Genomic DNA, 19872 nt, shown 5'->3' on the forward strand with positions numbered 1-19872 from the left:
GCATGATGATCTGCCTCGGTGCCGATGGTCCGAAAATCCCAGTGCACATGTTCTTGACCCGCCGAAAATCAGGCCATCGGAGAATATGCAATCTCAGTCAATAATGATTGGAGCTTCTCAAAATGATTGAGAAAATGAAAATTCATGTTCTGAGTGGACTTGTAGCCGGTGTCAGGCAGGTCGGTTCGCCTAATTTTGATGCTCGGCCGCAGAATGTTGAACCGGAAGTGATCATCGTTCATTCCATCAGTCTGCCTCCCGGACAGTACGGTGGCAAGGAAGTCGAGGATCTGTTCTGCAACCGATTGGATTGTCAGTCACACCCATACTTTCATAGTCTTGAGAATTTGCGAGTTTCTGCGCATTTTCTGGTGCGACGAGATGGTGAGGTGATCCAGTTTGTCTCGCTGAACAAGCGGGCATGGCATGCGGGTGTCTCTTTCTGTATTGGCCGAGAGAATGTCAATGACTTTTCCATTGGCATCGAACTTGAGGGGTGTGATGACGATGAATTTGAGGACAATCAGTACGATTCGCTGAATTCACTGATCGAATTATTGCTGGGACACTTCTCGAATATGGACTACAACAGGATCTTTGGTCATTCCGATATTGCACCTGACCGGAAAACCGATCCCGGCCCAAACTTCGACTGGCCGAGAATCGGAGTGACCAATCGAACCGTCTGATGAACCCCGTCAGCTGGTTTTGAAACTTGAGATTATGTGAATCATCCGACTTTGAATGAATCTCAATCGAGGTTTATTCAGCAAGGAATCATCATTCAACTGCAAATGCTGGGAGAGGAATAATGGACAATGAACTATTCGACAAAGGATTGGCAAAACGTAAGGCAACGCTTGGTTCCGAATACGTAGAGAAGAACCTGACAGCCGCTGATGACTTCAATCGACCTTTTCAGGAAGCGATGACACAATGGTGTTGGGGATTCGGTTGGGGAGATGAAGCGATTGACGAAAAAACCAGGTCCATGATGAACCTTGCGATGATCGGGGCACTAGGGAAAATGCATGAATGGGAGATTCATTGCAGGGGAGCATTGACCAACGGCGTGACTACAGAACAGATTCGGGCAATTATCCATGTGGTCGGGATTTACTGCGGAGTTCCGCAAGCCTTGGAATGTTTTCGGGTTGCTCGAAAGGTACTCGAGGAATCCGGCAGGCTATGACACTTGATTCAAGATGAGACTTTCTTGAATTTTTTCTTGGTTCTATCATGGTCCCATAGCACGTCAGCATCACCGCTCTTGAGGTTGATATAACGAGCGGCCACGAACAGCAGGTCTGAAAGCCGGTTCACATACTGTCTTGAGAACTGCGAGACATCTTCCTGATTCGCAAGCGTGTGGAGGCGCCGCTCAACCCTTCTGCAGACTGTTCTCGCGACGTGGCAGTGTGCCGCAGCTGGCGTGCCTCCGGGAAGGATGAACTCCTTCAGTGGAGCCAGCTCGTTGTTGAGTGCATCCAGATGGTCTTCGAGAAACTTAACATTTTCGGCGGTGACGAGCGCATCGAATCCGGGAACTGCCAGTTCTCCACCGATGTCCAGCAAGGTATGCTGAACCCGATTCAGACAACTGCGAACGTTTTCGGGTAGTTCGTTCGCGAGTGTAACGCCGATGAAACTGTTGAGTTCATCCAGCTGACCGATGGCTTCGATTCGGTCGGAATCTTTCGAGACCCGACTTTGATCTCCGAGTCCAGTCGTTCCATCGTCGCCCGTTCTGGTATAGATTTTGGAAAGTCGGTTTCCCACAGCTGTACTTCCGAATTGTAGGTCGCGTCAATATATTAGTGTCAGTGCAGCATTTCGGAACGCATCCGTTCCCACATGCGGATCAGCATGCGATTTTAATTTATCCGTGATTCAGAGGTCAATCCACCCAAGCGATTCTGGTGTCTGCCGCAGATTGTATGATCCACGCTTTGTGTCCAATTGAGTGTCGCTGTATTGACAACAATCCCGGCCTGTCTCATAATTTCAACTATCGCAGTTGCGCGTTACCGGACAACGTGTAAATCTCAACGATCTTACCTGAATTCGCATTCATCCTTCACTAACGGCACATAAGGTAGGAACCGTGATACCCGAGAGCCGCATCGAGCAATTTGTTCTTTCTTAGATTGAGTTCAGTGCAATCGAGATAGAAGTCAACAATGCGTGACTGATCGGATACCTTGAGTTGCCTAGGCGTAGTGAGAATCCAATTCAGACGACCAGATAAAGTCCGGAACAGTCGGAGAGCGAACATATGATTACAGGTAGCATTTGCGCAATCATCACACCTATGCATGAAGATGGATCTGTGGATCTGGATTCGTTGTCGAAATTGATCGAGCACCACATAGAGTCGGGTACTGACGCCATTGTTTCGGTAGGCACCACCGGCGAGTCAGCCACCCTGACCCATGAAGAACACCAACTCGTATTTGAGAAGACAATTGGTTGTGTTGCAGGCCGGATTCCGGTAATCGCAGGTACCGGGTCAAACAGTACAGCTGAAGCGCTGGAGCTTACAGCAGCGGCAAAGCAACTCGGCGCTGACGCATGTCTGCTGGTTGTTCCGTATTACAACAAACCGACTCAGGAGGGTATGTATCAGCACTTCAAGTTGATTGCGGAATCCGTTGATATTCCACAAATCCTCTACAACGTGCCAGGCCGAACATCATCAGACCTTCACAACAGCACAGCGGTTCGTCTCAGCCACATCGACAACATCATCGGGATCAAGGATGCGACGGCAGATATTGAACGCGGCATCAGGCTGATGGACGAATCGGCCGATGGTTTTGTTTCATATTCCGGAGAAGATGCAGCGGCGATGGATCTCATGCTGGCGGGAGGCAAGGGTACGATATCGGTCACTGCGAATGTCGCTCCCAAACTTATGCATGAAATGTGTACCGCTGCGGTTGCCGGAAACAAGTCGCTTGCCAACGAGCTGAATGACAGACTGATTCCGATCCACGAGGCGATGTTCTTTGAATCCAATCCGATACCGGCCAAGTGGGCGGTGTCACAGCAGGGATTCACCGAAAGCGGAATCAGATTGCCTTTGGTTCCATTGTCGGCGGATGTCCAACCCAAAGTGCGAGCGGCCTTGGAAAGTGCCGGAGTGCTCTAACCTAAAGTTGATATTAAGGAGTCTATATGGAACGCGGAGAACTGCTTTACTCCGGTAAGGCCAAATCAATCTTTCAAACCGCCAACGAGCATCAACTGCTGATGGAGTTTCGAGATGATACGTCTGCATTTGACGGTCGGAAAACCGAGGCGCTGAGTCGAAAGGGAAAGGTCAACAATTATTTCAATGCGTTCATCATGGAGAATCTGGAGAATGCTGGAATTCGTACACATTTTGATTCACTGGTCGGTGATACGCAGTCCCTGGTCAAGAATCTTGACATGATTCCTGTTGAGTGTGTTGTCCGTAACATTACCACCGGGTCGATATGCAGACGACTTGGAGTGGAAGAGAATATGGAACTGGATACGCCGACTTTCGAGTTCTTTCTCAAGAACGATGAGCTGCATGATCCAATGATCAATGAATATCACATCCGTTGTTTCGGTTGGGCCGAAGACGATGAGATTGACAAGATGGTTGACTACACTCTCAAGACCAATGCGATCCTCTCACCACTATTTCGAAATGCCGGGATCATCCTGGTTGATTTCAAGCTCGAATTCGGACGGTTTGACGGTGATATCGTGCTCGGAGATGAATTCACCCCGGACGGATGTCGCCTGTGGGATTCTGAAACGCGCGAAAAACTGGATAAGGACCGCTTCCGCCAGGACTTGGGTGATGTGGTGGAATCATATGAGATTGCGGCCAGTCGTCTTGGAGTTTCTATTCCCAATTAAGTCTTTGACATTGACGGTGGAAGGTGTGGTTCAAGACTTGCTTGTGAACAGAGCGTTTGTAATTGATCCAAAACACCGACCGATGGTATGAGAGATCACGATGATGCCTCTTTGGCACCTGAGATTCTTTGTATCAAAGGACAAAGAGCGCTGTCGGATTTCAAGCTTCGGCAGCTGCGCTCGGATATCGTTCGGCACCTGCCCCAGCTGACAGCTCTTGACGCTCACTTCTGCTATCTCATTGCGGTAGCGTCGCCACTTAAAGATGAGGAATTCCTGCGTCTGATTGCGTTGATCGATGGCGAGTCAGGCACATCATTTGATCCCATCAACGCAAAGTCGTGTCTGATCACACCAAGGCTCGGAACAATTTCTGCCTGGTCCTCAAAGGCTACCGACATCATACACAGATGCGGCATCAGAAATTTGCGGCGCATTGAGAGGGCGACATACTGGGTGCTGGAGTGTTCCGGGTCCCCATGTGCGGACCAAAGAGAAAAAGTCTATCCGTTTCTCCACGATCGAATGGTGGAGTCAGTAGTATCCGACCAAGATCAACTACGTCTTGTATTCGATCACTGCACTCGCCGGTCGATTCAGAAATTCTCTGTCAACGCATCTGCAGGTGATAGTTTGGAGGAAGCAAACCATGCGCTTGGATTGGCTCTTGTAAAGCCTGAATTATCTTATATAAGAGACTGGTATAAAAAGAAAAAAAGAATTCCTACAGACGCTGAACTGATGATGTTCTCGCAGGTCAATTCAGAACATTGTCGTCACAAGATATTCAACGCCGGATGGACCATCGATGGAGAGAATTATCCGGAGTCCATGTTTTCAATGATTCGACGAACCCATCAGATGAATCCGACGGGAACACTTGTGGCATATGAGGACAATTCAGCTGTGATTGAAGGGAGCAGGTCAACGAGATTTGCGCCTGCATCTGACAATGGCCGATATCAGTACAACGCGGAACCGGTTCACATCGTCTTCAAGGCCGAAACGCACAACCATCCTACCGCAATCTCACCATTTCCGGGTGCGGCAACCGGCGCTGGCGGAGAAATTCGTGATGAAGGCGCGACCGGGCGGGGCGGAAAGCCAAAAGCGGGATTATGCGGGTATTCGGTCTCACATCTGCGAGTTCCCGATTTTGTACAGCCGTGGGAAGGAACTGAAAGATCTCCAGACCGAATTTCATCCCCGCTTGCAATCATGTTGGAAGCGCCCATCGGCGCGGCATCATTCAATAACGAGTTTGGCCGCCCGAACATTGGCGGATATTTCCGAACGTTTGAAACTTCAAATCGGGACGAGACTGTCTGGTACGGCTATCACAAACCGATCATGTTCGCTGGTGGGATAGGAAATATCCGTCCGTCGCTGATTGAAAAGAAGGAAATCTCAGCGGGCGATCTCGTGATCGTCATCGGTGGTCCTGCCATGCTGATTGGTCTTGGAGGTGGTGCGGCTTCGAGCCTGGGCCAGGGAACCTCAGGAGAGGAACTTGATTTCGCGTCGGTGCAAAGAAGCAATCCTGAAATGCAACGCCGCTGCCAGGAAGTGATTGACCGTTGCTGTGAACTCGGTGAAGACAATCCAATTCTTTCCATTCATGATGTCGGTGCGGGCGGACTCTCCAACGCAGTTCCCGAGATTGTTCATGCGTCGGGTCTGGGCGGGACGATTTATCTGGACAAGATTCCCAATGACGATCCAGGGATGAGTCCCATGGAGATATGGTGCAATGAATCTCAGGAACGCTACGTTCTGGTTGTGTCGCCAGACCATCTCAGTGTGCTTGCCACTTTGTGCGAGCGGGAACGTTGCCCGTATTCTGTCATCGGCTTCGCGACCGAAGAGCGAACGCTGCGGGTGCTCGAAACTGCATTGGATATCGCACCTGAAGACATGCCGGTTAACGTTGACATGGATTTCCTGATGAATGGATTTCTAAAAATTCACTGCCAGGATCAAAGAATGACACACGTTCTGTCCAGAGCGAACACGGACGCATTGGGCAACTTCTCGCACTGTGTGCAGCGAGTGTTGCGGTTTCCGAGTGTCGCGGATAAGACATTTCTCATTACGATCGGCGATCGGACTGTTGGCGGTTTGATTCACCGCGACCAAATGGTTGGTCCGTGGCAGGTACCGGTTGCAGATGCATCGGTCACAATATCGGGATATGACTCTGTCAGTGGTGAGGCCATGGCCGTCGGTGAGAGGTCACCCATTGCTTTAGTCAACGCTGCGGCGAGTGCGCGTATGGCAGTGGCTGAAGCACTGACAAATCTGAGATCCGTATCTGTCGGTCGCCTCAATACCGTAAGGATGTCTGCAAACTGGATGGCCGCAGCGGGGATCGAAGGACAGGGAAGCGCACTGTATGAGTCAGTTCGGAGTGTGGCTCTGGATATGTGTCGAGTGCTTGAGATTTCAATTCCGGTCGGTAAGGACTCCATGTCAATGCGCACTGAGTGGACTGAAGATCACGGACGACAATCCGAAGTGGTCTCGCCGATTTCACTGATTGCGACGGCATTTGCGGCGGTTCCCGATATTCGAAATTGCGTCACGCCACAATTGGTCGATAAGTCTGAAACTGTGTTATTGCTCATTGACTTGGGGGCCGGTCAGAACAGGATGGGAATGTCTGCCTTGCACCAGACACACAATCTGATCGACTGTCAAGTTCCAGATGTGGATGATCCGATCAGCCTTAATGCCTATTTCGAGGTTGTTGGAACATTGATTGAGCGCGGACAGATACTCGCATACCATGACAGATCAGATGGCGGCTTGTTCGCATTATTGTGCGAAATGGCATTTGCCAGCAGGACGGGACTGGACATAACTGTCAAAAAATCTGTCGATCCAATCGAATTCTTCTTCAATGAAGAGTTGGGTGCTGTCGTCCAGGTCGAGGAAAAAAACATTGGAAAAATACTGGACGTATTTGAAGAAGAGAATTTAAGCCATCTGGTTATGAAAATCGGAACACTGCGCAATGATGGTCGGATTGAATTTCGTGTTGAAGACAGGCTGATATTCAGTGAGGAGAGGAAGAAATTGCATCGAAGCTGGTCTGAGCTGAGCTGGCAGATGCAGTCGTTGCGAGATGACTCGAAATGCGCGGAGCAGGAATATGATCGGATTCTTGATGAAGGTGACCCGGGGCTATGCTGGAATTTACCAGCCGGTGGTGAAGATCCCTGCACCTTGAATCATTCTCAGAACCTCGCGGACTCCGACAGTCAAATCGAACACGCTGCGAGCCTTTCTTCCAAACCTCAGGTCGCAGTGCTGCGGGAGCAAGGTGTGAACGGACATGTCGAGATGGCAGCTGCTTTCGATCGGGCAGGATTTGATTCGTATGATGTTGTCATGGCAGATTTGATGAGTGGCGATGTATGCTTGGATTCGTTTGACGGGATAGTCATGGCCGGCGGATTTTCGTTCGGCGATGTCTTGGGCGCTGGTAAAGGATGGGCGAGTTCGATTCTGTACAACACTGAGTCAAGGGATATGTTCGAAGAATTTTTTGCCGATCAGAGCAAGTTTGCCCTGGGTGTATGCAATGGGTGTCAGGTCATGGCAGAGCTGACTGCGATCATACCCGGCTGTGACAACTGGCCCAAGTTTCTCAAGAATGAGTCGCAGCAGTTTGAATCCAGACTTGTGATGGTCGAAATTTCGGAGAGTCACTCAATGTTGACACAAGGGCTTCAGGGGATGTACCTTCCCGTTGCGGTAGCGCATGGGGAGGGTAGAGCGACGTTCGCTGGTGCACAGCAAGCACAAGACCTGAAGTTCAATAAACAGATCTGTCTGCGCTACATCGACAATCGCGGCCAAGTGTCCGCTACCTATCCCTACAATCCGAATGGTTCAGAGCTCGCAGTCGCTGGAGTGACAAACGCAGACGGAAGAATCACGGCGATGATGCCGCATCCAGAACGGGTTTACAGGACTCTTCAGTATTCGTGGGCACCGGAGACCAGGGGGGAATTCAGCCCCTGGTTGAATATCTTTCAAAATGCAAGAAAGTGGTTGCAGTAGATGTTCTGCCGACTGCCTCGACATTTCGCTCTGATTTTTGATAAATCGCCACCGATACCGTTTGTGTTAAAATCAAAAATTTAGGACAAGTCCCGAGACCGTGATTTCGTGTCGGAGGACATTTTTATTTTGTGTAAATTTTTTAAGAGAGGAAATTCAATGAAAGATAAGATGAGTCGACGCCGATTCCTGAAAGGTTCGGCTTTAGCTGCGACTGCGACAGCCGGTACACTTGCTGCCCCCGCTGTTGTGAAAGCACAAGCAACTGTATTGAAAATGCAAGCTGCGTGGGGTGGTGGGATTTTCTTGGAAAATGCCCAATCCTACGTGGATCGCGTGAACGCTATGGCTGGCGATTCACTGCAAATCGAATTACTTCCCGTCAATTCGGTAGTCAAGACCAGTCAAATGCAGGATGCGGTGCACCGAGGAGTCCTTGATGCAGCACATTACGTTCCTGCCTATTGGTATTCAAAGTCTGCGGTTGCTTCACTTTTCGGCACCGGTCCCTGTTTCGGGTGGTCCAGTCAGGAAGTGTTGGGCTGGGTACACTACGGTGGTGGACAGGAGCTGTTTAACGAACTGATGGAAAAACTTGGACTTAACCTGGTCAGTTTCTTCAACAGTCCGATGCCCGCCCAACCATTAGGCTGGTTCAAGGAGGAGATTACCGATTCCAGCCAGATGAAAGGTCTCAAGTATCGAACCGTTGGTCTGGCGGCCGACGTTCTGCTGGAGATGGGAATGTCAGTGGTTCAGTTGCCGGGTGGCGAAATTCAGCCGGCGTTGAAGTCAGGCCTCATTGATGCCGCAGAGTTCAACAACCCAACTTCTGACAGGGATTTTGGAATGCAAGATGTGTCCAAGCATTATCATCTGGCGAGTTTCCATCAGTCTCAGGAATTCTTCGAGTGTACTTTCAACAAGCAGAAGTACGACAGTCTCGCCGACGAACAGCGAGCGATTCTCCAGTATGCATCCGAGTCGGAAAATTCCAACTTCTATTGGCATAACACCCGTCGATATGCGACCGACCTCGTAAAGTTACAGGATGAGCACGAAGTGAATGTGTATCGGACTCCTGATTCTGTGATGTCGGATCAGCTTGTCGCCTGGGATGTGGTGATTGATCGTCTGTCTTCCGAAGATCCGTTCTTTGCGAGGGTGATCGATTCCCAGAAAGCCTATGCGAAAGAAGTGATGAATTATCTGAATCTGAATCAACCCGACTATAAGCTTGCTTATAACCACCACTACGGGTAATTCACTGATTTCATCATAGAGATATAGCGGGGGGCATTTGTTAGCCCCCCGCTATTGTTTCATTCCAGAATGTCCAGAGGGAACGATTTGGTTTCGTTCATTCACAGTGTAGAGAGTATCAGCATATGGGTAGGCAGGGCCTTTGGGTGGTGCATACTCATACTCACGTTCTCGGTGTCCTATGAGGTATTCGTACGTTATGTCCTGAACGCTCCGACGGTTTGGGCATTTGACATGATGGTTCAGATGTATGGCGCGTTGTTCCTTATGGCTGGTGCTTATGCCTTGGCGCAGGACAGTCATGTTCGAGGCGATGTTGTATATCGGTTGTTTCCCGTACGGGTTCAGGCGACGATTGACTTCATTCTCTACATCGTGTTTTTCTTTCCGGGAATGCTCGCATTGTTTTGGTTTGGTGCGGAAATCGCAGCAGACTCCTGGAGATATAAGGAAGTCAGTTGGAATAGTCCTGCCCGCATACAGATCTATTACTTCAAAACCCTGATTCCCGTCGCTGGCGGACTCCTGCTCATTCAAGGCATCGCTGAAATTTGTCGTTGCTGGATTGCCATGCGCCGCGGTGTGTGGCTTGAGAGGCTTGATGACATCAAGGAGACCGAAAAGGTGCTGATCAGTGATTCGAATGAGTGACGGATCGAATTTTCATTCGTCATCAAGCGAAATTCAGCCTGCAATCCGATTCCAATATGACTAATCCAGAAGTCGCGATCATGATGCTGGGACTATTCATAGTCCTGGTTTTGCTTGGCTTTCCGATTGCATTTACCCTGATCGCCATGGGTGTTGGATTTGGATATTACGCCTACCACCAGGCTGGCTCGGTGGAGGTCATTGCTGACGCATTCAACAATCAGATCTTCTATCTGCTGAACCAGAATACCTACTCCGTGATGGAGAACGATACCCTTGTGGCTATTCCATTATTCTTGTTTATGGGGTATGTTGTCGAGAGGGCGAACATCGTCAACAGGCTATTTTCATCGCTTCAGCTGGCGGCACGAAATCTACCGGGATCAATGGCCATTGCCGCGCTGATCACGTGTACCGTATTTTCAACAGCAAGCGGAATCGTAGGTGCAGTGGTGACCTTGATGGGTCTGCTGGCGTTTCCGGCAATGGCGAGAGCCGCCTACAGAAGGGACTTCAGTGCCGGTGTGATCTGCGCTGGCGGAACGTTGGGAATACTGATTCCACCTTCCATCATGCTGATCGTCTATGCCGCAATCGCCGAACTCTCACCACTTCGACTGTATGCGGCAGCGGTGTTTCCAGGTTTGCTTCTGGCTGGTTTGTACATCATTTACGTATTGATCAGGGCGTTCGTCAATCCAGATATCGCACCGAAGCCGGAGCGCGATGACAGTGTATCCCGGACCGAAGTCTACATTCAGTTGCTGGTATCGTTTGTACCGCTCACCGTGCTGATCATGCTGGTTCTCGGATCGATTCTGGGTGGTTTGGCAACGCCAGCAGAAGCCGCAGCGATGGGGGCGTTGGGTGGTCTGGTGCTGGCCATCGCTTACCGGTCGCTGACGTGGCAGAAAGTCAAGGAGTCTGTGTTTCTGACTGCTAAGGCAACTGCGATGGTTTGCTGGATGTTCGTAGGATCATGGACCTTTGCGTCTGTATTTTCCTATCTGGGTGGTCACGACGTTATTGAACACTGGGTGCTTGCCCTCAATCTCCAGCCGTGGCAATTTCTGATTCTTGTTCAACTAATCATATTCCTGTTGGGCTGGCCATTGGAATGGTCGGAAATATTGATCATCTTTGTACCGATTTTCCTGCCGATGTTGCCCACCTTTGATGTGAATCCGTACTTTTTTGCCATGCTGGTTGCGTTGAATCTGCAGACATCTTTCCTCACGCCACCGATGGCAATGTCGGCATATTACCTGAAAGGAGTGTTGAAAAAGGACATTGAACTCGTCGAGATATTCAAGGGAATCATGCCTTATCTTGGAATCGTGATATTTGCCATGTTTCTGATGTACATGTTCCCTGAGCTCGCACTGTGGTTTCCTGACGTTCTGTTCGGTCCGTATATTCCCTGATTCCATTTGATTCTCCTGTTGAAGAGTATGCACGACAATACCCGGACAGCGAGACAATACATCGAGCTGATGCTTGAGGGTGCGATGTCTTCAGAGCGTCTCGTTCAACACTGCCTCGACACGATTGGCCAGACTGATGGCGATATCAAGGCTTGGGCCAGTCTGGATCAGGCGAATGCGATAAGTCAGGCTCGAAGCATGGATCAACTGCGAAAGAGAGGAATGCCAACCGGGCCTTTGCACGGTATACCGGTCGGTATAAAGGATATCTTCGATACGTTCGACTACCCGACAGAAATGAATTGCAAGGCGTTCGTAAACAGGCGGCCGGAAAGGGATTCAGCAGTTGTAGAGCGCCTAAGGGAAGCGGGCGCAGTCATTTTGGGCAAGACCGTCACCGCCGAACTGGCTTATATGACACCTCCGGATACCCGCAATCCGAGAAATACCGAATACGGTCCCGGCGGATCATCCAGCGGTTCCGCAGCAGCTGTTGCAGCTGGCCAGGTTCCTCTGACAATTGGAAGTCAGACTCATGGCTCAGTCATAAGGCCTGCGTCATACTGCGGTATATATGGCTACAAGCCCACCAGAGGTGTAGTCTCTAGAAGAGGGGCCTTGCATACTTCCTTCAATCTCGATCAGGTGGGAATGTTTGCGCTTGACCTTGGCGATCTGGCACTATTGGGTAATGTGGTCGGTGGTTACGATCCAACCGATGAATTGTGTTATCTGCGACCGCGACCCGACACGCTGCGGGGATATCTGTCTGAGCCGCCGATAGAACCTATTTTTGCTTGGTTTGATCTGCCGTACTCGTCCCGATATTCGCAATTGCTGGCGGAAGGAATTGAGGAGATTATCGATTGTCTTGGAAAGCTGGTCGATCGAATCCCCGCACCCCGCTCATTCGTTGGATTGATCGAGAGTCTTCGCAGAATTTATGGCTATGAACTTTACCGCTCTCTTGACAGACTGGATCTGCTGAATTCAGATTTACTGAGCCAATCCATGCAAGATGCCATTCCAGAAATGAAAAAGATAACCGACGAGGAGTACAGCGATGCGCTGGAAGCCATGCGTGCATCGGTAGATTGGTTTGAGAACTTTTTCAATGATTACGATGCGATACTGACGCCTGCTGCTCCCGGCATTGCACCGAAATTTGGTGAGGGTACCGGAGACCCATGTTGTTCGACAATCTGGACACTTGCGGGTCTGCCCTGCATTTCCATGCCAGTGCTGGTTGGGGAAGACGACATGCCTATCGGGCTTCAACTCGTGGGAGCTGCAGAACAGGAAGATCGACTGTTCAGAACAGCACGCTGGCTGCTTGACTTTTTGACTCAATGATTCAGAATTTCAGACACTTGGACATTTCACGGCATCACGATGAGTTTTTCGACGATAGGATTCTTCGCCCCATGTCAGCGATGCGTATAATGTCCTCAGTTTCTACTCTACTGCAAGTCGGGTGACGAAATTGCTTGGCAGGCCCACCAAAATCATTACCGGATTTATCGGTTTATTCATCGTGGTCACATTTGTGACCGGACTGTCTTACAGCATTTCAACGGGGTTTGCTGGATTCTGGGGTGGATTGCCTTTCGTCATCATCATTGCATGCATTCTTCCAATGGCAGCATACGACTATTGGGACGAATGCATCCGCACCAAGGATAATTTCACGGATTCAGGGCACAACCCCTGAGTGATTGAAAATCTTCACATTGATGTGACCCACGCCAGTCCGGTTCTTTGGATTACCAGAAAGCTTTCGGCTAATACCGAAGCCAGGGCTGTTCGTGACTACGACACGATCCTGGAACCTGACGATGTACCCGCGTCCAGGGATCGAATCATTGAGATGAGTGCCAAGGTGGACGCCATCGTGCCATGCCATTCGGAAGTATTCGATAGGGAGGTGGTGTCACAGTTGGGGGACCGGCTGAAGATCATTGCGAATTACTCAGTCGGTGTCGACCACTGCGATCTGAGTGCATTGGCCGAGCGGGGTATTGTTGTCACCAACACTCCCGATGTGCTTTCGGATGCAACTGCCGAAATTGCGATTCTACTTATGTTGGGGGCGGCAAGACGCGCGGTTGAAGGCGATGCGGCTGTGAGAAGTCGGCAATGGAATAGCTGGAGCCCGTCGTTTATGGTCGGGCATCAGGTGACCGGAAAGACGATGGGCATTGTCGGTATGGGGAGAGTGGGGCAGGTAGTTGCCAGACGGGCTGCCGGCTTTGACATGCAAGTTCACTATCACAATCGCAATCGCCTGGCCCCCGAACTCGAAAGAGGAGCGGTGTTCCACGAAAGCCTTGAATCTCTTCTCGAAGTTTCACAAGTGCTGTCATTGCATTGTCCTGCGACACCACAAACCAGAAAACTGATGAATGACAGTACCTTTTCAGTCTTGCCCGACAACGCAATTTTTGTCAATTGTGCGCGAGGTGCATTGGTCGATGAGGATGCTTTGATCAACGCGATTGAATCCCGCAAGCTTGCGGCGGCCGGACTCGATTGTTTTGAGACCGAACCCGGCGGCAATGAGAAATTCTCATCTTACCAGAACATATTCATGCTGCCTCACATCGGCAGTGCCACACTGGAAACTCGAGATGCGATGGGTTATCGGGCATTGGACAACCTTGACGCATTCTTTCGGGGAGATGAACCGCGAGATCGACTGGTCTGAACGTTCAGACTCGGGCTTCAAGGCGATTGGCCAGATCAGGATTGCTGATCGGATTTCAAATGATTTCCTGCAATTTCCCGATCGCTTCGTACAAATCTGAAACGACGGCATGGGCGATTTTTTCGCTGGCTGCGGTTGATGTCCCGGTACCGGGGACCATAATCGGTACCATTCCCGCCGCTTTGGCGCCGAGTATCCCTGCGTGAGCATCTTCTACAACTGCACAGGCATCTGGCTTTACGGCAATTTGTGCAGCGGCAATCAGAAACAGATCAGGTGCCGGCTTGCCTTTGGTCGTTCGGTCTCCCGTTATGACATCATCGATCATTCCTGTCAGGCCAGCCTTGCTCAATTTCCATTCGGCGTGCTCCTCCAGACTCGAAGTTGCGATTGCAGATTTAAGCTCACTTTGCCGCAGGAATTCGAACAGCTCAGGCACGCCGGGCATCAAGCGCACACCGTTGGATTCCATTTCGTTAAAGTAGATTGCGGCCGAGCGCTCCATGTATCGGTCCATGTCAATCTTTCCGTTGACCAAAGATGCAATCTCCTTACGGGCATCCAATACTGAAATTCCGATTAACTTCTGATAGAGCGTTTCGGGAATATCGAACCCCATTTCATTCGCCGCTCTCATCCACGCCATCTTGGAAATGGATTCGGTATCGATCAATACGCCATCAAGGTCTAGGATTACGCCTGAGATGCTCATACCTTCACCGGCTCCTTGTTTTCAGACATCTGCGTAAGTTTTGCCTCAATCTGCTCAATTTGCTGCAACCACCACATTTCGGCGAACAGCCCGTTGAGTTTCAGAAGTTCCTCGTGCGTACCCTGTTCGACGATTTCTCCATTGTCGAGTACGAGAATTCTGTCGGCATCTGCAACTGTCGACAATCGGTGTGCAATGACCAGGGTTGTACGGTTCTTGGCGACAATCTCCAGGGCATTTTGGATATAGCGCTCCGATTTCGAATCGAGTGAGGAGGTCGCTTCATCCAACACAAGGATAGGCGGATTCTTCAATATTGTTCTGGCAATCGAGACCCGTTGCTTCTCACCACCGGACAGTTTCAACCCTCGTTCGCCGACGACGGTATCGAATTTTTCGGGCAGCGATTCAATGAACTCGGTCAGATTGGCCTGTTCCACTGCCGTTTCGAATTCAATCTGGCTGCAGTTGGGGTTGCCATAGCGAATGTTGTATTCAATTGAATCGTTGAACAGCACCGTATCCTGAGGAACGATTCCAATTGACGCATGGAGTGACTCAAGGGTCACATCACGGATGTCCTGGCCGTCAATCAGCACACGTCCGCTATCGACGTCGTAGAATCGAAACAGCAGGCGCACCAGTGTGGATTTTCCCGAACCACTTTTGCCGACGACTGCGACTTTCTTGCCCGAAGGAATCTGAACAGTGACGTCCTTGAGAATGACACGCTCAGTCTTGTAGCCGAAACCGACGTTTTCAAATTGAATCGAAGCGCCATTGGTAACCAGATCAGTTGCGTTATCCGGTACCGGGATGGTATCGTCGACATCCAGAAGATTGAACATCCGTTCCATATCGGTCAACGCATGATTGATTTCCCGAAAAGTCGTGCCAAGAAACCGAAGCGGCAGATACATCTGAATCAGGAAGGCGTTCAACATCATGAAATCACCCAGAGTCAGTGCACCGGCGACAATCCCTTCCGCTGCCAGCATGAGTAGAACGATCATGCCAGTCGCGATGATGATTCCCTGACCGACATTAAGAAGTGCCAAGGTCTGCTCACTGATGACAGACTGTTTCTCCCACTCCTTGAGGTGAAAGTCAAAACGGTCAGTTTCGTGTTTCTCATTGCCGAAATACTTGACAGTCTCGTAGTTCAGGAGGGCGTCTACGCTGGATGAGTTGGCTTTGGATTCAGCGGCATTCATTCGAACACGGAACTTGGTACGCCATCGTGTGATGTAGTAGGTGAAAACAAAGTAGAGAGCGATGGTGCCGCCCGTGATCAAAACAAAATGGGATTCAAAATTAACTGCCAGGAATACACAGATAATCGATATCTCAAACAGCGTTGGCACAATGCTGAAGACGATGTACCACAGCAGATAGTTGATACCTCTGGTTCCCCGTTCGATGTCGCGTGATATGCCGCCCGTTTCCCGGTCCTGATGAAAGGCGTGCGATAGATCATGCAAGTGTCTGAACACCTTGAGACCCACATTGCGCACCGCCCGCTGCGACGCTCGGGAGAATAGGGCATTTCGCAGTTCCTCGAACAAGGTACTAGACAGCCCGAGCAGTCCGTATGCGAGAATCAGCGAAACCGGAACGATCAGAATCAGGTCTGGGTTCAGTGAGGTGTCGAACCAGTCAACAATTTTCTTGATCGTAATCGGAACCAGGACGATGGCGACCTTTGCGAGAATCAGGAAGAACAGCGCAACTCCGATTCGTACTCGAAACTCCCACAGATACCCGACCAGAGTCCCAAGCGTTTTCCAGACATTGCGTTTGCCGTCTGGCTCTGTTTGTACCATCAGATCAATATCCATCGGTTACTCGATGAACTGTTTGAGACTCGGAATTCGAATAAAGCGGAATGCTGAACCGATCAGCGTTTTGCAGTACGTGGTAAATAATGTTTCCAGACCCGGAACCCCAGCAAAACTGCGAGAATGACACCATAGATGACGGGCTCGGTAATATCAGCCTTGACCGCAAGGAAGAAATGCAAGGCACCGAGGATACCAATCAGGTAAACCAATTTATGCAATTTCGCCCAGCGGCGTCCGCCCATCCAGCGAACCATTCGATTGGTGGAAGTCGCGGCGAGCAGTGTCATCATCAAGAAAGCCGCAGAACCGAAGAGTATGTAATAACGCTGGATGATATCTTCAATAATCTGCCTGATATCGAAGAAATTGACAATGACCAGCCAGGTCAGAAAGTGCAGAAGGATATAAAAGAAGGAAAATACCCCCAGCATTCGACGTACCAGTATCAGTTGGTTGATTGAGGTCAGATGTCGAAGAGGAGTGATCGCCAAAGTGATCAGCAACAGACGAAGTCCCCAGTCACCGGTCACCTTGGTAATGTCTTCAACCGGGTCTGCACTGATGTTGCCGGTGTAAAAATCATAAGCCAGCAAACCGAAAGGAATCAGACACAGCAGGAATATAACCGGTTTAATCCGCCTGATCCTGACGGCCCAGATTTTTGATGAAGCTTTAGCCATGCCGTATACAAAAAAGATTCGCGATTCCTAGAGCCATCCGGGAATCGCGAATTGAATGCGTGTTCGGACGCTTAGAAATTGACTGTCAGATCCAAATCGCTGTACAGACTCGCAACCTGTTCCGAGTATCCATTGAACATCAATGTCGGTTGCCGGCCAAACAGCGTGCCCACCCGCCGTTCAGTAGCCTGGCTCCAGCGCGGATGATCCACATTCGGGTTCACGTTTGCGTAGAATCCATATTCGTTTGGTGCCTGAACCTGCCAGGTATTGACTGGCTGCTCTTCCATGAACTCGACTGACACAATCGACTTGACTCCCTTGAATCCATACTTCCACGGAACTACCAATCGGATCGGAGCGCCGTTTTGATTGGGCATATGCTGGCCGTACAGTCCCACTGCGAAAATTGACAACGGGTTCATTGCTTCGTCGATTCGCAATCCCTCGCGATAAGGCCAATCCAGAACACTGCCGAACAGTCCTGGTTTTTGTCCGTCCATTTCCTCCGGCCTGACCAATGTCAGCATCTCGATATACTTGGCCTTGGAAGTCGGTTTGTGCATTTTCAGGAAGTCGCCCAGCGAAAACCCGACCCACGGAACAACCATTGACCATGCCTCGACACATCGATGTCTGTAAATACGCTCTTCCAGAGGAAACTGCTTGAGTATGTCTTCGATATCCCAGTCACGCGGTGCCTCACACTCCCCGGTCACCGACAGACTCCAAGGACGCGTGGTCAGCTTATGCGCCAGTTTCGCCGGACTTCGCTTGTCAGTTCCAAACTCGTAAAAGTTGTTGTACGACGTCACGTCCTTGAAACTTGTAAGTTCTTCGTCTGTTGTGGAAAACGGGCTTTCCAGAAGGTTCTCAAACTTCTTTTCCATCGCCTGCACTCTTTCTGACTGAATGCCCAGCAATGAGGCGGATCCGCCAATTGCGAGTGCGGCGGTTGTCTTCAGGAAATTGCGCCGATTCTTATAGACGCTGAGTGGTGTTATCTCACTTGTTCGGATATCGGGTTTCTGTCTGATCAATACCATTTTCTTAATTTACACCTTCTGTGATTGACTGATGAATTGTGTTCCCTTACAGCCTTTCAAATGCAGCTGCGATACCCTGACCACCGCCGATACACATCGATACGATTGCGTATCGTCCACCAGTGCGCCTCAATTCGTGGAGCGCCTTGACGGTCAGTATGCACCCGGTCGCGCCAATTGGATGTCCAAGTGAAATTCCGCTTCCGTTGGGGTTGGTTCTGTCTGCAGGCAAGTCCAAGTCTTTCATGACCGCGAGCGCCTGAACGGCAAACGCTTCGTTGAGTTCGATAACATCAACGTCGTCCAGATTGATTCCGGTTCTGTCGAGCAGTTTCCGGATGGCCGGCACCGGTCCGATTCCCATATACTCAGGCTCGACACCCGAATGTGTATAGTCGAGCAATCGGGCGATGGGCTCGTAACCTGCTTTTTCTGCGGCACCTGCCTCCATCATTACTATGGCTGCAGCGGCATCGTTTATGCCTGATGCGTTTCCTGCGGTAACAGAACCATCTTTTCTGAAGACGGGTCGCATTTTTGCCAGGCCTTCCATACTGCAATCGGAACGAACATGTTCATCTGTCGCGAATTCGGTTGTCTCGCGGCGGGACTTGATCTCAACGGGAATGATCTGGTCATCGAACCTGCCTTTCGCATGTGCCTGTGCCGCTCTCGAATGGCTTTCGACGGCCAAGGCATCCTGCTCGTCTCGGTCTATATTCCACTTCTGTGCAATATTCTCCGCGGTAACGCCCATGTGACAGTCCTGGAATGGATCACTCAGTGCGCCGACCATGATATCTACAAATTCGGCATGCCCCATACGTTGTCCCCAACGCATGCCTGTCGCCCAGTAAGGTGCACCACTCATGGACTCAGCACCGCCCGCGATGACGGTATCAGCATCGCCGAGCTGTACGATCTGCGCAGCATTCACGATCGCCTGCAGTCCGCTGCCACACAGTCGGTTCACCGTCAGGGCAGGAGTCTCGATCGGCAGCCCGCCCTCCAATGCGGCATATCTTGAAATGTACATGTCGCGCTTGTCTGAATGAAGCACATTGCCGATCACGCAATGGCCGACCGAATCCGGATCAATGCCTGTCTTATCCAGTGCGCCACGCACTGCAATTGCGCCCAGCTCGCACGCTGAGAAAGACTTCAATGATCCACCATAATCACCGATTCCGGTTCTTACACCGTCCAATACAACTACTTCATTACCTTTCATTACGATACAATAACCTCATAATATCAATAAAATAAATAAATAACTTCAAGTTTTTCTCAAGGTAGTTTCGTAAACGAGATAATTTGTCGCTTCCATGCCAATGGACCGATAGGTTTCCTGTGCCGGCTTATTGTCTTTTTCAACATAGAGTCTGATGCCACAGACATTGGAATCTTCTGAGGCAAGCTTCGCGGTGAAATTCCATAACTTTCTGAAAATGCCTTTCCGACGAAAGTCAGATCGAACATAGACGCTTTGTAGCCACCATTGTACACCGTCGCGCCAGTCGCTCCACTCATAAGTTACCATGAGGCGTTTTCGTTGGAGCGTAATTCCGTTGCTCTGCGTAGCGGATTATCGC

18 protein-coding genes are annotated in these 19872 nt (G+C 50.2%); 11 read left to right on the forward strand and 7 right to left on the reverse strand.

Going from position 1 to position 19872, the window contains the following annotated elements; all coding sequences use genetic code 11:
- Positions 1–134: 134 nt before the first annotated feature.
- Together ampD and OXI60_00365 are read left to right on the forward strand one after the other, a co-directional pair.
- Entirely contained in the window at positions 135–689 is a 555-nt protein-coding gene (gene ampD, locus OXI60_00360; protein MDE0308271.1) for a 1,6-anhydro-N-acetylmuramyl-L-alanine amidase AmpD, read from the forward strand.
- A 122-nt stretch (positions 690–811) separates the two neighbouring features.
- Positions 812–1192, forward strand: coding sequence for a carboxymuconolactone decarboxylase family protein (locus tag OXI60_00365; protein ID MDE0308272.1), 381 nt, complete (start codon positions 812–814; stop codon positions 1190–1192).
- Between the two features lie 8 nt (positions 1193–1200).
- Here OXI60_00365 and OXI60_00370 read toward each other — a convergent pair whose 3' ends face one another.
- Positions 1201–1779 (reverse strand): cob(I)yrinic acid a,c-diamide adenosyltransferase, encoded by a 579-nt coding sequence (locus tag OXI60_00370; GenBank protein ID MDE0308273.1) that lies wholly within the window; start codon positions 1777–1779, stop codon positions 1201–1203.
- Between the two features lie 496 nt (positions 1780–2275).
- On the opposite strand from OXI60_00370, the gene dapA reads away from it, so the two are divergent.
- From dapA to OXI60_00415, 9 genes are all read left to right on the forward strand, one after another.
- Complete coding sequence (gene dapA, locus OXI60_00375; protein MDE0308274.1) at positions 2276–3151, forward strand: 4-hydroxy-tetrahydrodipicolinate synthase; 876 nt, start codon at positions 2276–2278, stop codon at positions 3149–3151.
- 26 nt (positions 3152–3177) lie between these two features.
- Positions 3178–3894 (forward strand): phosphoribosylaminoimidazolesuccinocarboxamide synthase, encoded by a 717-nt coding sequence (locus OXI60_00380; GenBank protein MDE0308275.1) that lies wholly within the window; start codon positions 3178–3180, stop codon positions 3892–3894.
- An 87-nt stretch (positions 3895–3981) separates the two neighbouring features.
- Positions 3982–7959: a phosphoribosylformylglycinamidine synthase gene (gene purL, locus OXI60_00385; protein MDE0308276.1), complete on the forward strand. Its 3978-nt coding sequence runs from the start codon at positions 3982–3984 to the stop codon at positions 7957–7959.
- Positions 7960–8118: 159 nt separating this feature from the next.
- Positions 8119–9222 carry a TRAP transporter substrate-binding protein gene (locus OXI60_00390; protein ID MDE0308277.1) on the forward strand — a complete coding sequence of 368 codons (1104 nt, stop codon included), beginning with the start codon at positions 8119–8121 and terminating at the stop codon, positions 9220–9222.
- Positions 9223–9291: 69 nt separating this feature from the next.
- Positions 9292–9873: a TRAP transporter small permease subunit gene (locus OXI60_00395; protein MDE0308278.1), complete on the forward strand. Its 582-nt coding sequence runs from the start codon at positions 9292–9294 to the stop codon at positions 9871–9873.
- A 56-nt stretch (positions 9874–9929) separates the two neighbouring features.
- On the forward strand, positions 9930–11297 hold the full coding sequence (locus OXI60_00400; GenBank protein MDE0308279.1) for a TRAP transporter large permease subunit: 1368 nt from the start codon (positions 9930–9932) through the stop codon (positions 11295–11297).
- Positions 11298–11324: 27 nt separating this feature from the next.
- A complete protein-coding gene (locus tag OXI60_00405; protein ID MDE0308280.1) occupies positions 11325–12650 on the forward strand; it encodes an amidase in 1326 nt (441 codons plus the stop codon).
- 121 nt (positions 12651–12771) lie between these two features.
- Positions 12772–13008, forward strand: coding sequence for a hypothetical protein (locus OXI60_00410; GenBank protein MDE0308281.1), 237 nt, complete (start codon positions 12772–12774; stop codon positions 13006–13008).
- On the forward strand, positions 13009–14001 hold the full coding sequence (locus OXI60_00415) for a D-glycerate dehydrogenase (GenBank protein MDE0308282.1): 993 nt from the start codon (positions 13009–13011) through the stop codon (positions 13999–14001).
- A gap of 55 nt (positions 14002–14056) precedes the next feature.
- Here OXI60_00415 and OXI60_00420 read toward each other — a convergent pair whose 3' ends face one another.
- From OXI60_00420 to OXI60_00445, 6 genes are all read right to left on the reverse strand, one after another.
- Positions 14057–14713: an HAD family phosphatase gene (locus OXI60_00420; GenBank protein MDE0308283.1), complete on the reverse strand. Its 657-nt coding sequence runs from the start codon at positions 14711–14713 to the stop codon at positions 14057–14059.
- Positions 14710–16551: an ABC transporter ATP-binding protein/permease gene (locus tag OXI60_00425; GenBank protein MDE0308284.1), complete on the reverse strand. Its 1842-nt coding sequence runs from the start codon at positions 16549–16551 to the stop codon at positions 14710–14712. Before OXI60_00425 ends, OXI60_00420 begins: the two co-directional genes overlap by 4 nt.
- 59 nt (positions 16552–16610) lie before the next feature.
- Entirely contained in the window at positions 16611–17234 is a 624-nt protein-coding gene (locus OXI60_00430; protein ID MDE0308285.1) for a sulfoxide reductase heme-binding subunit YedZ, read from the reverse strand.
- Between the two features lie 71 nt (positions 17235–17305).
- Positions 17306–18280, reverse strand: coding sequence for a protein-methionine-sulfoxide reductase catalytic subunit MsrP (msrP, locus tag OXI60_00435; protein MDE0308286.1), 975 nt, complete (start codon positions 18278–18280; stop codon positions 17306–17308).
- Between the two features lie 46 nt (positions 18281–18326).
- The gene (locus OXI60_00440) at positions 18327–19511 is read right to left on the reverse strand and encodes an acetyl-CoA C-acyltransferase family protein (GenBank protein MDE0308287.1); all 1185 of its coding nucleotides are present in this window, start codon (positions 19509–19511) and stop codon (positions 18327–18329) included.
- 45 nt (positions 19512–19556) lie between these two features.
- Positions 19557–19820 carry a GNAT family N-acetyltransferase gene (locus OXI60_00445; GenBank protein MDE0308288.1) on the reverse strand — a complete coding sequence of 88 codons (264 nt, stop codon included), beginning with the start codon at positions 19818–19820 and terminating at the stop codon, positions 19557–19559.
- Positions 19821–19872: the final 52 nt, after the last annotated feature.

The sequence above is a fragment of the Acidiferrobacterales bacterium genome (genome assembly GCA_028820695.1).
GTDB lineage: Bacteria > Pseudomonadota > Gammaproteobacteria > Arenicellales > JAJDZL01 > JAJDZL01.